General features: G+C 48.4%; 11 protein-coding genes. All 11 read left to right on the forward strand.

Annotated elements, in window-relative coordinates; all coding sequences use genetic code 11:
* Positions 1-109 precede the first annotated feature (109 nt).
* The gene (locus AC3WTP_RS01815) at positions 110-4,450 is read left to right on the forward strand and encodes an Ig-like domain-containing protein (RefSeq protein WP_492392861.1); all 4,341 of its coding nucleotides are present in this window, start codon (positions 110-112) and stop codon (positions 4,448-4,450) included.
* Positions 4,451-4,766: 316 nt separating this feature from the next.
* Complete coding sequence (locus AC3WTP_RS01820; protein ID WP_492392862.1) at positions 4,767-7,484, forward strand: stalk domain-containing protein; 2,718 nt, start codon at positions 4,767-4,769, stop codon at positions 7,482-7,484.
* 57 nt (positions 7,485-7,541) lie between these two features.
* A complete protein-coding gene (locus tag AC3WTP_RS01825; RefSeq protein WP_492392863.1) occupies positions 7,542-8,696 on the forward strand; it encodes a sensor histidine kinase in 1,155 nt (384 codons plus the stop codon).
* A 4-nt stretch (positions 8,697-8,700) separates the two neighbouring features.
* Complete coding sequence (locus AC3WTP_RS01830) at positions 8,701-9,420, forward strand: response regulator (protein ID WP_492392864.1); 720 nt, start codon at positions 8,701-8,703, stop codon at positions 9,418-9,420.
* Between the two features lie 115 nt (positions 9,421-9,535).
* Positions 9,536-9,979 (forward strand): glycosyltransferase family A protein, encoded by a 444-nt coding sequence (locus tag AC3WTP_RS01835; protein WP_492392865.1) that lies wholly within the window; start codon positions 9,536-9,538, stop codon positions 9,977-9,979.
* 668 nt (positions 9,980-10,647) lie between these two features.
* On the forward strand, positions 10,648-12,750 hold the full coding sequence (locus AC3WTP_RS01840; RefSeq protein WP_492392866.1) for an ATP-dependent helicase ComFA: 2,103 nt from the start codon (positions 10,648-10,650) through the stop codon (positions 12,748-12,750).
* A gap of 17 nt (positions 12,751-12,767) precedes the next feature.
* Entirely contained in the window at positions 12,768-13,619 is an 852-nt protein-coding gene (locus AC3WTP_RS01845; RefSeq protein ID WP_492392867.1) for a ComFC family protein, read from the forward strand.
* Between the two features lie 92 nt (positions 13,620-13,711).
* A complete protein-coding gene (locus AC3WTP_RS01850) occupies positions 13,712-14,134 on the forward strand; it encodes a TIGR03826 family flagellar region protein (RefSeq protein WP_492392962.1) in 423 nt (140 codons plus the stop codon).
* Positions 14,135-14,310: 176 nt separating this feature from the next.
* Positions 14,311-14,586: a flagellar biosynthesis anti-sigma factor FlgM gene (gene flgM / locus AC3WTP_RS01855; protein WP_492392963.1), complete on the forward strand. Its 276-nt coding sequence runs from the start codon at positions 14,311-14,313 to the stop codon at positions 14,584-14,586.
* A 40-nt stretch (positions 14,587-14,626) separates the two neighbouring features.
* Positions 14,627-15,127: a flagellar protein FlgN gene (locus AC3WTP_RS01860; RefSeq protein WP_492392868.1), complete on the forward strand. Its 501-nt coding sequence runs from the start codon at positions 14,627-14,629 to the stop codon at positions 15,125-15,127.
* A 27-nt stretch (positions 15,128-15,154) separates the two neighbouring features.
* A complete protein-coding gene (flgK, locus tag AC3WTP_RS01865; RefSeq protein WP_492392869.1) occupies positions 15,155-16,732 on the forward strand; it encodes a flagellar hook-associated protein FlgK in 1,578 nt (525 codons plus the stop codon).
* Positions 16,733-16,744 lie beyond the last annotated feature (12 nt).

Below are 16,744 nucleotides of genomic sequence, written 5' to 3' on the forward strand. Positions count from 1 at the left end.
AATGGGACAGGGGTTTTATTTTGCCCAGAATAAAGGAATAACTCTAAACTTTCACCTCCCCGAAGCCGAAAAATATAGTACGAGTGTCTTTTCGGAAGGGGAATTCATAATGAAGCGTACGTTGTCCATCGCCTTGGCGATGATGTTGTTTATGCAAGGGATAGTTGGCGGTACGGTTGCAGCTAAACCGATATCAGATATTGGTGAAGTTCAAGTGCTCTCAGCAGGACCAAGTCTGACAGAAACATACCCGGAAACAGGCATGAAGAATATATCGCCTCAATCTTCATTTTCCATGGTATTCAGTGAACCTGTACAAGCAGGCTCTGGAAATATAACCGTATATGAAGCAACATCGCAAACAGCAATTCAAGTTATTAAAGCAAGCGATGTATCGATTAATGGCAGTATTGCTAGATTTACAGTCAGCGAGCTTAAGCATGATAAAACGTATTACATGACCGTAGATAATAATGCATTTTTGAATTATAGCAATCAGCCATATGTCGGGATATCGACACCCAGCCAATGGCTATTTGAAACAGGCCCTGCTGCTGACAACACTCCGATTCTCGTGACGGACAAGAAGCCTCTAGGATCTGGAGTAGCGGTGAACACGGCATTAACGATCACCTTTAACAAGGAAGTATTGGCGAATAAGGGACAGATCTTGATCAAGAAGAGCGGTCAAGTAGAGACCTCTATTCCAGTGCCAAGCCCTAGTAATATTAGCGGCTGGGGTACGAACACGTTGACGATTACCGGACTTAATCTGCAGCATGGAACGGATTATTCAATAGAGATCACACCAGATGCGATTATGGATCTTTCGGGCAAGCCATTTTCAGGAGTAAATGATTGGAACTTCAAGACAGTGTCTTCTAATAACACACCTCCACAGCTGCAGGGCACGTTCCCTCAACATCTCGCGGGAGGGGTTGTCCTTGGATCTGAGCTTATTATGCGGATGGATTTCAATGAGCCTATATCGGTAGGCAGTGGGAAGATCCAGATCAAGCGCATGAGCGATAACGCGACTAAAGATATCATGGTTACATCGAATGATGTATCGGTATCAGGCAATACGGCTACGATTCGTGTCAGCGGCTTAGAGAAAAACACGGAGTATTATGTATTAGCTGATGCAGGAACATTTTATGATTCCGATATGACTCCGTTCGCGGGAATCCAGAATTCGAACGTTTGGCGATTTACTACTGAAGCGGGCAGCAATCAGAGTCCAGTTACAGTAACAAGCTTATCACCAGCCAATAACTCGACTGGGGTATCCAAGAAGCCAACCTTGAAGATGGTATTTAACAAAGAAGTTTATCTTGGTAATGGTTATATCACCGTCTATCAAGGTACGAATGCCGTACAGCAGCACAAGGCGACATCTGCAAATGTTAAGGGCGGAGGCACCAATACCATCGAGATTGCTCTTAATGAGCTGGAAGATAATAAAACCTATTATGTACATGTGGATCGCGGAGCCTTCCGAGACAGCTACAATAATGAATTCAACGGCATTAAAGATAGTACAACCTGGACATTCCGGGTATCGTCAGATACGAGCGCGCCTGCGATCTCATCCGTATATCCGACTGATAATGCAACGAATGTACCGCTGAATACAGAGCTGGTCATGACCATGAATAAAGACGTCGTGGTTGCTAACGCAAGTGGGATCGTGTTAAAACGCAGCGGCGGAAGTGCTGTAACTGTGGATGTGTCAGTGAATCCATCTGATAAACGACAAGTGCGTATTAAACCGCGTTATGCGCTTACCTCTGGTACTACCTATACAGTGAGCATTGCGCAAGGGGCTCTGAAGGACTTGTCAGGCAATCCATACCCAGGGATGACGAATGCGTGGACATTTAAGACACTTATACCGGACACGGTAGCTCCAGTTCTGGAATCGGCAGTGATGGCAAGATCAGATATGATTGAATTGACTTACAGCAAAGATCTGGACAGCTCAAGCACACCTTATCTGTCTAGCTTCAAAGTAACAGTCAATGATGAAGAACGCCCTTTGATAGGTGTAACTGTTCAAGGTAAAAAAGTGAGCATATTCATGCAGAGCGGAATTGCAACGGGTCAAGTTGTAAAAGTCTCCTATACGCAGAGCAGCATCCCGTTGAAGGATGTAAACGGCAACCGTGCCGCGAGCTTCTCATCGCGCGAGGTAACGAATAATGTAGAAACCTCGACGAATAAGATCACTTCAATTACGGTGATGGGCAGCATTATACAGGTTACATTTAGCGAGTGGCTGAAAGAGCTGGATAGTCGCGGCACTTCACAATTTACCATTATGGTTGATGGTGTAAAATACACTCCGGTAAGTGCGACTACGGCGAATAGTATGCTGCTGTTAACGTTGAATACGGTAGTTGCAGACGGACAGGTTGTGACTGTGCAGTATACGCCTGGTTCGTATCCGCTGACGGATCGCAACAATGCTAATCTATCTGCGTTCGGACCTGTATACGCTCGTAATAGTGTAGATACGAAGGCGCCTGTCCTTGTCTCGACAGTCGTTGATGGATCACGTTTGATCCTAAACTATAATGAAGGCTTGAATCCAGACTTCGTGCCGATGAAGAGCTTCTATTCGGTACTTGTAAATGATAAAGCGCGCTATGTCAACAAGGTAGATATCAGAAACAACCAAGTTATCTTGACATTAAGCTCAGCAGTCACATCCAAGAATGATATCGTAACCTTGTCTTATGTGCCTGGAATGCCATGGCTAATGGACTTGTCAGGCAATCGAGCGCCAGCATTCAACATGATTCCTGTAGGCATTACGACGGATACCTCTTTTCCACAAGTGGATAAGGCAAGCGTAGACGGGAATCAGATCACACTGCTCTTCTCGAAGCAGCTGGATCATTACTCGGTTCCTACAGCAAGCTCCTTCACAGTACGAACGGATTATGCCAAGAGCTCCGTACGTTCGGTGCAGGTGAACAATTCAACCGTGACCTTAACGCTGGCACAGCCGATTACAAATGGTGATGCGGTGTATGTAACTTATAGTGCGCCGAGCTCTAACTATTTGCAGGATATGAGCGGTAATAAGGTGAGAGGGTTCACTTCGTTTAAGGTGACCAACTCTTCGATAGATGGCGGCGGTTCTTCGGGCACCCTGCCAAGCAATACGAAGGAAGCTTCATGGAACTTATTCCTGAAAGATTTGCTATTGGTAGACACGGCAGCCGCCAAGAAGACGACGGACCGTTCGTTGTCAGGCCAGTATGTGAATCGATATAGTGTAGACGATGCTCATTGGAAGAGCGCCATGGAATATGCATCTCGTAATGGAGTAGAAGCTGTAGTTCTGGATCTATCTGAAAATGAGAAAGCTGCGATTGTTGCGATTCCATTCAAATCTCTTGAGGAAATGGCTCGCAAGGACAAAGAGTTAAAGATTGGCGTACGTTATGGAGATTGGCTGTATACGATCGCGTTAAAAGATCTGGACTTTGCGACTATCAGTCGTCAACTAGGAACGTCGTCAGCTAGTGCGACGCTGCTGTTCCAGATGGAGAAGCAGTCATCGCAGCAGGCAGCGGGCTTATCGAATGCAATCCGCAATGCCTCGGGCTCCGTCATTGTAGAGCCGCATGAGTTCCAGCTGTCGGCTTATACGAGTTATCCGAGTGCAAAGGCTGTAACATTAGATACGAAGACACACATCAGCTATCGTACAACTCAGTCTATTGCCGCGGAGAAAACATCAGCGGTTCGATTGGATCAGGGATCCTCTGGACAGATTGCCTATATACCGACAACGGTAAAAGATGAGGGCAGCGTCAGTGTGGTGAACAGCCAAATGCCAAAAAATGGCGCGCTTGCGATCGCGCGCGGCAACCGCAGCTTCTCCGATGTAGGCGGCCATTGGGCTGCGAGCGACATCAACGCGCTCGCGGGTCGCTTTATCGTCGATGCGCGCAGCAACGGCAAGTTTGAACCGAACAAGCCTATTACTCGAGGCGAGTTTGCGGTCTTTGTATCGAAGTCGCTTGGTTTAGACGGCAACGTTGATTCTGCGAAGCGATTCCGTGATGTGAATCCGACTTCGGCAGCGGCGCCTTACATCGGCGCAGCCGTTAAGGCGAATATCATTACAGGCTTTACAGACGGCACCTACAAGCCGGACAGCCTGATCACGCGAGAGCAAATGGCGCTCATGATGAACCGCGCCATGATTGCTGCAGGCAAGCCAGTAACGTTGAACGGATCCGTAAGCAGCTATCTGACGGGCTTCAAAGATTACAAGAGCATCAACGTATCATCGCAAGATGCTGTCGCTAAGATGGTGCAGGCAAACATCATTCAAGGGATGACAGGCAACAAATTCGGCCCTAAAGAAAACGCGACACGAGCTCAAGCGAGCATTATGATTCGACGTATGATGCAGCAACTTAACTATATTTAAAGAATGATATAGGACAAGCACTATCCTAACTTCTTAGTGAAGAAGGATGGTGCTTTTCTTGTGATATACGAGTTATTTCGTTTTTTAATAGGCCAAATCTTCGTATGCACGAGCAGTTCCATGAATTACATAGGCTGAAAAACGCAACTTTTATCTATCAAAAGGAGTCTATTTAAATAGAAAAAAGCACAATTTGGTAGAATTATTGCAATTTGAATAGAGTTATAAGTCGTGGGGAGAGGCGGCTTTAGCTAGATTATCCGTTGCTTGGCTTGGGAGAGTAGGAAGCGACGACTTGGGGAGTGAATGAAACGAAATGTCTTTCAATGCAAATGTAGAAACGAAGAAAACACGCCATCCAAAGTGGCTTACACTATTGCTTACTGGAGCGATGCTATTATCACCGCTCTACGGCTTTACAGGCACGGTTCATGCATCTGGAGATGAACAATCCCAACCAGCAGTGAACGCGGCTGCGACTGCGCCTTCATTGAAGCAGGTTGATGAGGAGATCATTACTTCTGGCGCGCGTTTAGTCAAGTATCAATATACTACGCCGCGTGCTGGTAAATCAGTTCCTGTGAATATGAATGCGGTAGTAGTAGACTTATCAAACCCTTATGTGAAGCTCGATACGATGAATGGACAGCAAGGCAAGCTGAATTCAAATCAGAGTGTTGTTGGCATGACCAAGGACACCGGCGCAGTAGCAGGTATAAACGGCGACTTTTTCACCATGAATTTGGAGGGCGCACCGCTTGGAGGCGACATTACAAGTGGAGAAATGATATCAAGTCCTTCGGATCTAACGGGTATGTATGCATTTGCAGTTACAGAGGACGGCAAGCCGGTTATTGATGATTATGAATTTGAAGGAACAGCACGCGGTTCTAACGGAGAAACATTCCCGTTGGCAGGCATTAATAAGGCAACTTATATGACTGAGCCAGATAAGCAATATAGTCATGCGAACACAATGTACATCTACACAAGCGCGTGGAAGAACAAGGAACGACCGAAGAACAGCTCCACAACACCGACGGAGGCGCTCGTGCAGAATGGCGTTGTCACGGACTTCTCAGATGGCTCCTCGCTTGATATGAGCGTGCCAGAAGGAGCATATATACTGCGCGGGCATGGGAAGGCTGCGGAATATATGCGTCAGAATATGCAGGTCGGCATGCCTGTGGCGGTAGACTATCATTTAGTCTCTGAAACGACTGGAAAGGAAGTAGATCCAGATTCGTTCCAGATGATGATAGGAGGGCACACACTGCTTGTACAAGATGGCAAAGCGTCTGGGTTCACGCGTGACACGGGCTCGATCAGCGGCAGCTCTGCGCGTGCTCGCACTGCAGTAGGCTACTCAAAGGATAACCGTTATGTATATATGGTAACCGCTGAGAAGAATGAGAACAGCAGCGGTTTGACGCTGCAGGAGTTTCAGCAAGCTCTTATTCAGATGGGAGTATGGAAAGCAGTTAACCTGGATGGCGGCGGTTCTACACAGATGGTGCATCGACCGCTTGGTGATACGGCTACACAGGTGACGCACAACACAGAGGATGGCACTACACAACGAAGAGTTGTTAATGGCCTGGGTGTGTTCTCCATTGCTCCTAAGGGCGAAGTTAAAGGGATGCAGTTGTCTGGACCTAACCGCCTCTTTATCGGACAGAATGCCAATTACAGCATCAAAGCGTATGACCAATACTACAACCCAGTGGATTCTGGCAATATGGATGTGAAATGGATCGCTTCAGATGATAAAGTCGCGTGGAATGGAACTTCATTTACGGCGAAGAAATCCGGTAAGACGCAAGTCATTGCCAAGTCGGGCAGCGCGACTAACAAGAAGGACGTTGAAGTAATCGGCTCGGCTCAGATTAAGGATATGTATATCGATGCAAGTGGTGGACCTCTGCAGGCTGGCGCTGAGATCGCTGTGCCGGTAAAGGTGAAGCTGATGGACGGTTCTACTGCAACCGTGCCTAATGGATCTATCAAATGGGAATTCCAAGGCTTCAGCGGCAGTGTAACAGATGGAGTCCTGACGGTCGATACAGTTTCTGACAACACGAAGGTTGGTTACGCCTTTGCCAGCTATGACGGAGTGAAGACGATGATTCCACTCACACTCAGCTCTGAGCAGATGGTAGAGGACTTCAATAAATCTACAGTAAAGCCTAGCTTCGCTGGATTGCCGAAGGAATCAACATTCGGTGAAGCGTCAGTTGTTAGCGGTTATGATGGCCGGGGAGCTGCAGATAAGGTGGTTAAGCTGTCGTACGACATGACAAGCGACACAGCCGACAACTTCGCTTATGCAATGCTGAATGGGGCAACAGGCATTAAGCTTCCTGCTGGAACAACATCCTTTACGGTGGATGTATACGGTGATAACAGCATGAATTGGCTGCGAGCTAAGCTGGTAGATGCAAACGGCAAGCAGCATCTCGTAGATGTGGCCGAGGTAATCAACTGGGATGGATGGCAGACGTTCGAGGTGGATCTAGCATCTTTAGGAGTGCCTGGACCTGTGACATTGGAGCGTTTATACGTAGTTAATCTCACGGAGGGTCAAGATGAGCGTTCTTCGGCAGGAGAAATCGCATTTGATAACATCAAAGCCAAGCTCCCAGCGGGAGGCTCTGTGGCGCTGCCTAAAGCCGAGATGAAGCTGACGGTCAACAGCAAGCAGGCGAAAGTGAACGGCAAAGACGTCAAGCTGGATGTAGCGCCGATCGTATTGAACGGAACAACGTATGTGCCGGTTAAGGTCATTTTGGATGCATTTGGCGGAAACGCGACTTGGAATAATGAAGCGAAACGAGTAAGCATCCTTCGCGGCGATAGTTATTTGGAACTGCGAGTAGATCAGAAGACTTATTGGAACAATGGCAAACGATCAGAGTCTGAAGTAGCACCTATCATTCGATCGAACAGGACTCTAGTCCCTCTTCGACTCGTATCCGAACAATTAGGACTACAAGTGAATTGGGACCAAAAGACGAAGTCCATAACAATCCGTTAATATGGTATCATAATAGGAGAATTCAGCACCTATTCTCATGCAAGGGACGGAACAGTATTGGACAATCAAGTCGATGTTATTGATCGCGTGATTAAGAATGCCATACAAGTGATGGAGGACAGTAAATATCAAATATTCGAGATTCTGGACTCTGCACGAGACGAAGCAGCGACACTGCAGCATCAGATGCAAGAGATGTTGGAGGAAACGAGTCGTGTATGTGATAAAGTGGACGAGTTGGAGCTGAAATTTGGCCTGGCTCGTCGACGTCTTACCGAAGTCAGCCGCGAATTCATGAAGTATTCGGAAGAAGACAACAAGCAGGCTTATGAGAAAGCGACAGCGCTTCAGGTGGAGCTCATGATCTATAAGGAGAAGGAATCCTATCTGAAGGCTCGCCGAGAAGATCTGCAGAAGAGACTGCGTCATGTTGAGATGTCGGTTGAACGCGCTGAAATGATCGGTTCGCAGATGAATGTTGCACTTGAGTATTTATCAGGAGACTTGTCACAGGTCACTCGTATATTGGAATCAGCGAAGAATAGGCAAATGCTCGGCTTGAAGATCATCCTGGCCCAAGAAGAAGAGCGAAAACGGATTGCACGAGAAATCCATGATGGTCCTGCTCAGTCTCTTGCCAATGTAGTTCTTAGGACGGAAATTGTGGAGAGAATGCTGAGTAAGCAGGAATTTGAAATGGCTCAGCACGAAGTAGTAGATCTAAAATCGCAAGTGCGAGCTGGATTAGAGGAGATCCGTAAAACTATTTTCAACTTGAGGCCTATGGCTTTAGATGATCTGGGGCTTGTACCAGCATTGCGCAAGTTCATTCATGACTTTGAAGATAGATTGCAGATACATACCTCGTTTGACTTGAAAGGCAAAGAACGCCGGTTGAGCTCGGCCATGGAGGCGGCCATCTACCGGTTGGTTCAAGAGGCTTTCACGAACGCAGCCAAGCATGCGAATCCAACACACGTATTCTGTAAATTGTCTTATGAATATAAGGAAGTTAAGCTAGTTATTAAGGACAATGGCATCGGATTCAATATGAGGAGTTTGGAATCAAAAGCCAAAGAACATTTTGGCCTGATCGGCATGCGGGAGCGTGTTGAACTGGTGGAAGGTGAGATCACTTTTCATTCGATCGAGAACGAAGGTACTGAAATCGTCATTGTCATTCCTACGAATGTAGATAAGGGAAAGGAGTAAACCTATGGACAGTCGTAAGTCAGGAAATAAAATAAAAGTACTCCTTGCTGACGATCACCAGCTATTTCGTGAAGGATTAAAGCGTATTTTAAATATGGAAGATGACCTGGAAGTTATTGGGGAATGCGGCGATGGCATTCAGGTGCTGGAATTCTGCAATCACGTAGTGCCTGACGTCGTGCTAATGGATATTAACATGCCCGTAGAAAATGGTGTAATAGCTACAGAACGTATGCGAGACATATTTCCTAATGTAAAGATTCTTATTCTATCGATCCATGATGATGAAAGCTACGTATTTGAAACTTTACGCAAAGGCGCATGGGGCTATTTGTTGAAGGATATGGAGGCTGAGGCCTTGATTAATGCGATTCGTTCAGTCGTGAACGGGTTCGCGTATATTCATCCAAAGGTCACGGGGAAATTGATTCAACAGCTGCGTCGCATGACATTATTGGATGCCGAAGGGGTAATGGAGCACGACACGGTACAAGATGCAGGCGTGCGTCTCAACAATGTGGAAGAGAATCCGTTGACTCGACGTGAAGCGGAAGTGCTTCGACTTATGGCAGAAGGCAAAAGCAACAAATTAATTGCCGAGTATCTATTTATCAGTGAAAAGACAGTTAAGAATCACGTCAGCAGCATCCTGCAAAAGATGGGTGTGGAAGATCGGACTCAAGCCGTTATCGGGTCCATTAAGAATGGTTGGGTAACTCTATAAGCGGATTGCGGATGGAGAAGTACAACTCTTAAGAAAAAAATCAAAAAATGACGACGCTTGTCCGTCACCGTAGCGCATATTGCGGCATACACTTTGTTATAGGGAGGTGGGCCGCATGATTGCAATGCTGTTATGGATTGTGGGATGCTACGGGTTGGCGGTGGTGGTCGTTCATCTGGTACACCGACTGCAGAACAAGCTGCGCGGCGTTAAGCCAGCACCTTGGATGCATGTCGTGATTGTGTCGCATAATGATGAGCGCCATATGGAATGGATTATCCGGGCCTATAGCTGGTTCGCTTGGATTAAGGGTAGACGGCTGCAGTTCTCCGTTGTGGACAATAACTCGACGGATGATACAACAGCGATCATTAGCAAAATGGTACTTCGCAATGATATGACTTGTCATGTTGTGCATGTGAATAGCAGGAAAGAGCAAGAGGATGCGGTGCACCGCATAAGAATGCAGAAGGAGCCGGAGGAAGCACAGATTGTGCTGATGCTGCATAAGCAAGCAGACTGGCGAAGAGTTCCCTTTGTGGCTGGCGGCGCGCTTTAGAAGGCGCGTCCGCCAATGGTGGCGTCGGCTTCGCCGCTGACTCATAACTGCATCTCGAGTTTGAGTACTTGGCAAATCAAGAACTTGGTGGTAATATTAGGGCAAAGTTATATACAAGTTCGTAGATGTGAAGCACACATCATTCCGATTGAATTTGGAATGGGTGTGCTTTTTTGCTGTGTTTGTGGCGTGAGTATATTATCAAACGAAGAATACAAATTAACAGATTCAATAGTTAATCTCGTTTAATGTCAATGTCGTTAGGAAACTAGGTCGTGCAAATGTGAGGAGGGTGCAGCTATAAACTGTTTGCTATGCAATTGTTTGATGTCGATAAAGGATGCGAAGCTTATGTCGGGCAATCAACAATAGGATACAAAAGTACCAATCTGTTAATTAGGAAGGAGAGTAGAAAAGAAGCGTTAGTAATAGTTAGGAGTAATGAACTATATTAGGTCGACATAAGATGATGACGCTAATTGAAGAATAATATCGAAATATGCAAAAAGTACATGAATGGCAGCAGGAAGTTGAATAGGTTTAGAGAACTAATAATTGTAAAATTACCCAAGATATTTTACAGCAGCATATGACAAGACCGAGCCTGATAAAAGTTCTAAAAACCAGAATAGAATGAGATATATCAGTAGAAAGGTAAGGTGGGAAAGATGCAGGTCATGCTCTATACGGTACGTTCACGTACAGGCTGGCATATGGGATTGACGCTAAACGGTCGCGTAGACATTAAGTATTGGATGGAAGAACAGAGAGTGGGGCCTTCACAAGGAGAGAAGCTCGTCATGCTGAATCAACTGCTGCCGCTGCCGATTGCGCTTAGAGCGTCGCAGAAATTTGAGGCGCGATCGGATATGGACAGTTGGGGGGAGGAAGAGTGGAGACGATATTTTGATGGATTCTTAATTATGGCCTACACGATTGATCTCGGGTATCAAGAACAGACGACGAAGAGGATCGATGTTAGGATCTTTGGCAGGAGACATGTGAATGAAACTGCAGGCAGATATGCAGATAACGGTTATGTGAGGGAGATAGCTGCTGCGTATGAAACGAATACTCAACGAATGATGCATAGGTACGACCGCTTAGTAACCGGATTTGCAGGTATTATTACTTTGAGTGAGCGCTTGTGCGAGATGTTGGAAGGACGTTCCTTGTTTGAAAGTGAGATCCTCTCTTTATTAGAATCATATGGCGAGAAGACAGATCGGGGTACGCTGCATGCGGCGCTCCAATGGGGAGTGCTCCGTGGCAAGCTGGCATTGACGAATGGTATAGCGTGGGGAGAGGGAGACAGCATCTGGATTCGTATCGGTCAGCGTACTCTGCGTTTGGTTGGGAAGTCGTTTCATGCGTTGAAGCTTCGGTTGCGGATCCAGGATGATCCGAAACTGAACCAGGATACGAGCAATACTAGGGAGTCTTATTGCCGAAGATGCGGGGGCAAAGGCGAGAAGCTGCAGGAATCCTCTTGCGAGAGCTGCGGCTCGAAGAAGTGTTTAACGTGCACGGAATGTCTGAATCTAGGACGGAGTCGCTCGTGCGCAATGCTCGTGATCGGGCTGACAACTCCGGATCCTGTTCAATCGCAGACGTATAAGAAGTATGGTGCGTCATTGAATGAAGGTGAGGATGCAAGTAATAAGAGTGATCTGGACGAGCTGTTGAATCCCTATCATCTGGCACCTGCTCAACGAGATGCGAGCATGAAGGCGTTGAAGTATCTGGAGGGACGCCGTGTGGGCGGTGCGGCTAGCAAAGGGGAGTTTTTGTTGTGGGCGGTGACGGGAGCGGGCAAGACGGAGATGATGTTTCCGCTCGTCGGTTACGCCCTCGCGGCGCGGAAGCGGGTATGCATCGCGACACCGAGACGCGATGTGGTGCTGGAGCTGAAGCCGCGGATTGAGCGGGCGTTTGCCGATGCGAAGGTGGCGACGCTGTATGGCGGGAGCGCAGAGCGCTGGGTGAAGGCGGAGATTACGCTGGCGACGACACACCAATTGCTGCGCTTCGCGCATGCCTTTGAGTTGGTTGTTGTGGATGAGCTGGATGCGTTCCCTTACCACAACAACCCAGTGCTTCAGCGTGCGGCGCAGCAGGCGTTGAAGCCGGGCGGCACGTTTGTATTTTTGTCGGCGACGCCGCCGGCGCCGATGCAGCGCGCGGTTCGGCGCGGCCAGCTCGCACAGGCGATTGTGCCTGTGCGGTACCATCGCCATCCGCTGCCGGTGCCTGAGCGGATGGCGATGCCGGGGGTGGCCCGCTGCATTGCACGCGGGCACTTGCCCCGCCGCGTGACCGCCGCTCTGCGGCAGGCGGTTGCGCGGGGGGCGCAGGTGTTCGTCTTCGTGGCGCGAATTCGCCACGTCGAGGGGATGGTCCGGCTGCTGCGCGGGGTGCTCGAGCAGCAGCCGGTGGCAGGCACGTCCGCCGCCGATGCGGAGCGGACGGAGAAGGTGCTTCGCTTCAGGCAAGGAGACATCCGCGTTCTCGTCACGACGACGATACTCGAACGCGGCGTGACCGTGCCGAGAAGCGACGTCTTCATCCTGGACGCGGACGACAAGCTGTTTGACACGTCGTCTCTCGTCCAGATGGCGGGTCGCGCCGGGCGGTCGAAGGACGACCCGCATGGGCGCGTCGTATTCGCCGCTCCGCAGTGGACCAGCGCCCAGCGCGGAGCGGTGCGGCAGATTCGCCGCATGAACCGCCTGGCGAAGCGCGGCGGTTACTTGCTGGATGGCGCTTCGTAGCCGGAGGGGGTTGGGCGATGGAGACAAGACGCAGCTGGTTCGAGCAATGGAGCGCGCCCTCGCACGGCAGCTGTCTCACCTGCGGTTCTCCAACGGGAGGAGCCTCTGGCAATACGGACCCGAGACGATGGATGCATCGTCTCTGCCGGTCTTGCCTGGAGGCCATCCCCTGGATCACCGCAATCGGCTGCCGCAGCTGCGGGCGGGGAATCCGCTGCTCGGACTGTAGGCGCCATCCTCTGATGGCGCATGGTCTTGCAGCAAACCGCAGCGTGGTACAATACGATGCGGTCATGAAGGAATGGCTCTCCCGTTTCAAGTTTAAAGGGGAGATCGGGTTTGCCCAGCTGCTTGCGGGCATGATGCTGGAGAGGTACGAGGATGTCTATCAGCGTACCGAGCTCGTCGATAGAAGTAGTCAGAGTTCAGGTTTTTTACAGGGAATAAGAGATCTTATACATGGGAATCGCTCGCGCTCATCATACCCGGATGCTGTAACCTTTGTGCCCTCCAGCACGGAACGTTTGCAGGATCGCGGATTCAATCAAGCCGCTCTTGTAGCTGAGCTGCTGGCGCATGCTTGGAAACGGCCCTTGCTGCCGGCGCTGTCCCGTGTGAGGGAAGACGCTAGACAGAGTCATCAGAGCAGAAGCGGTCGTGAGCGCAGTATGCAGGGAGCGTATCGCAGCAATCACGAAGTGCTATCTCGGATTCTCTCTAGTAATAGCAGCTCTGTTACGATTATGCTGGTTGATGATGTGTTCACGACCGGGAATACGCTGCGCGCTTGTGCGGATGCTCTGCAGAGAGGGCTGGATGAAGCGGGCATTAAGGGCACGGTATGGGGTTATACGTGGGCAAGGGCTTAAGAACTATAAAAAGACTCATAAAAAAAGACTCGTTTTCTGTCAAATGATGAGATATGATTATAGGTAAAGTGATGACAGAAGAGGTGACGGCAATGGAATTGTGCAACTGTTACCGTTGCGGACGGTTATTCGCGAAGGCATTTCGTGATCTGTGTCCCCATTGTTTGAAGGACATTGAGGCTGAATACAACAAATGCGTGGACTATTTGCGAAAAGAACGGAAAGCGACGATGTTTGAACTGTCTGAGGCAACAGGTGTCAGCATGAGTCAGATTACGAAGTTTATCCGCGAAGGACGCATCTCGATTGCAGACGCGCCGAATATGTTCTACGACTGCGAGACTTGCGGAAGTCCTATCAATGTGGGAAATATTTGTGAGGATTGTCGCCGCAGATTAATTGGCGATCTGAAGCGTTCACAGGATCATAGTGCAGAGGATGCGGCAAGAGCCGCGCGCAATGCTTCTCAGCAGGCAGCTACATACCGTACAGCGGAGAAGGATTTGAACCGATAGTAATTATTTTCTAATAGTCAAGCGATTTATTGAGGAAGAGACTAAATATTTATGACAGTGAAGCCGATAATCTTAGTAAAGGTTATCGGCTTTTTGTCATTGTGGAGCATATAGAGGTATGAATTCGGATAAGGTTTCGATATATATTCCTTTAGTTGAGTGAAGAGGTGAACATGATGAAGATTAATGATACACAACGGATAGGTGCAGCGCAGCAATATCAGCGTCAATCAGCTATGCAGCGGACGACGAAGCCCTCGGCGCGGAAGGACGAGGTATCGATCTCCACTGAAGCGAAGGAGATGCTCGACGCACAGAATAAAGCTCAGGATACGAGTCGTGCTGATCGCATTCAAGAGCTGAAACAGGCGATTTCTACTGGGACTTATCATGTAGACGCCGAGAAAGTAGCGGAGAAGCTTTTGCCAATATTTCGCCGTTACTCAGAATAATAGACTGATGGGCGATGCTATAGGAATAGGGGGCGATTGAATGGAGATTGGAGCTATAATCGATAACTTATATACATTAGAAGGCCACTATCAGGAGCTTATTGAGAGCGCGCGCCGGAAGACGAGAGTCATCGTTGAGAACGATATCGATCAGCTGCTAAAGTGTACACAAGCTGAGAAATCGTTGATGAAACAGATCGCTGAAGCGGAGCAGCAGCTCCTTGATCGTTCATATGCCTTCATCCAGAGCAAGGGGATACGCTCGCAGTTAAAGCTCACGGTTACAGAGCTATCGAAGCTGGTGTTTGATCCTGATCAGCGTCAGAGCCTGCGCGCTGTACAGCTGAAGCTGAATGACACACTGGAGTCGTTGAAGGAGCTTAACGATCATAATCAGCAGCTGCTTGATCAATCGCTGCAATATGTTAATTATCGACTTGATCTGATGATTGAATATCCAGATGAAGGTCTTACTTATAAACGGCCGGAACAAAGCAATCGCTCAGTTTGGACGGCAGGACGCCTGGACACTAGAGCATAACTATGAACGGGTAAAGGAAGGTATCGTATGAGATCTACTTTTCATGGATTAGAGACGAGCAAACGCTCACTGTTTGTGCAGAACACGATGATGCAGACGTTAGGACACAATATTGCGAATGCATCGACAGAAGGCTATACACGCCAGCGCGTCAGCGCTTCGGCAACACGCCCGCTAGAGATGCCGGGCATGTACTCCTCTGTTGCTCCAGGGCAGCTGGGTACAGGGGTTCAATATGACAGCATTACGCGAGTTCGTGATTCATTTCTAGATGTGCAATATCGAAGAGAGAATCAAAGCTTGGGTGAATGGCAGATTCTGAACAGCTCCATTAGCTCCATAGAGGGATTCTTAAATGAGCCGTCTGACAACGGTCTAAGAGCGGTAATGGATAAGTTCTGGGATTCATGGGAAGTACTGAACCGAGATCCAAGCTTGTTAAGTGCCCGTGTAGAGGTAATAGGCGCGGCGACCAATATGACAGATATGATTAAGCATGTCGGCAGCTCGCTGACGAAGCTGCAGGATGACATTAATACCAATATTAATATCAAGATCACAGAAGCTAATGATCTCATTAATAACATTAATAATCTAACGCAAATGATCAAGAAGGTTGAAGGTCTTAACGACAATGCGAATGACTTCCGCGACCAGCGGGATCTATTGATTGATAAGCTATCAACTATTATTGATGTTCAAGTGGTAGAAGGCGCTTATGGCGAAATGACGTTAACCGCGGGCGGACAGGTTGTCATGGAAGACGATGCGGTTACATTCCTGACCGAAGATATACTCGATACTGCAACAGCAGGTGAATTGAGCGGATATAATAAGTCGCTGGCTGAAGTGGAACGGATGCGTACCCAGCTGAATGCGATGGTCAACACGATGGTCACTGGCAAGGTAGAAGTCGAGTTGCCTTCGGGGTACGTTGCTGCACAGGATATGATCGCGAAGACGGCTACTACATTAGAAAATGGCACGGTGATTCAGCCAGGCAGCACCATTCCAGCAGGTTCAGTGCTATCAAGTTCCGTTAAAGTGGATGTACAAGGCTTCAACGGCCTGCATCAGATGGGTTATTCGCTATCGGACCCTGCTAAGTCGGGTATTCCATTCTTCACCACGATGGATGGTGGGACAGCGTTCACGATCGATAACATTCAGGTTAATTCTGATATCGTGAAAGATACGAATATGATCGCAGCTTCCGGCCGTTACAATGTGGAAAATGGTCAAAATGTTACGGTCAAAGGCAACAGTGTTATCGCGCACGGGCTAGCTTCGATGCGAGACGCGATATTTGAATTTCCGAAGGATCTGACTGCCATGTCAACGGGTACAACGGATGATTTCTATCGAGCCTTAGTGGGGGATCTGGGAACACGCTCTGCCAATGCAGGACGGAATGTCAAGGTTCAACAAGATATGGTGGACAATGTCGATCTCAGACGTCAATCGGTCAGCGGTGTATCCCTTGATGAAGAGATGGCTGACATGATTCGATTCCAGCACGCTTATAATGCAGCAGCTCGGAATATGACGACTGTTGATGAAATGCTGGATCGCGTTATTAACCAGATGGGACTAGTCGGACGCTAACATAGGTATTGA

It is taken from the genome of Paenibacillus sp. EB106-04-04-XG159 (assembly GCF_058791835.1).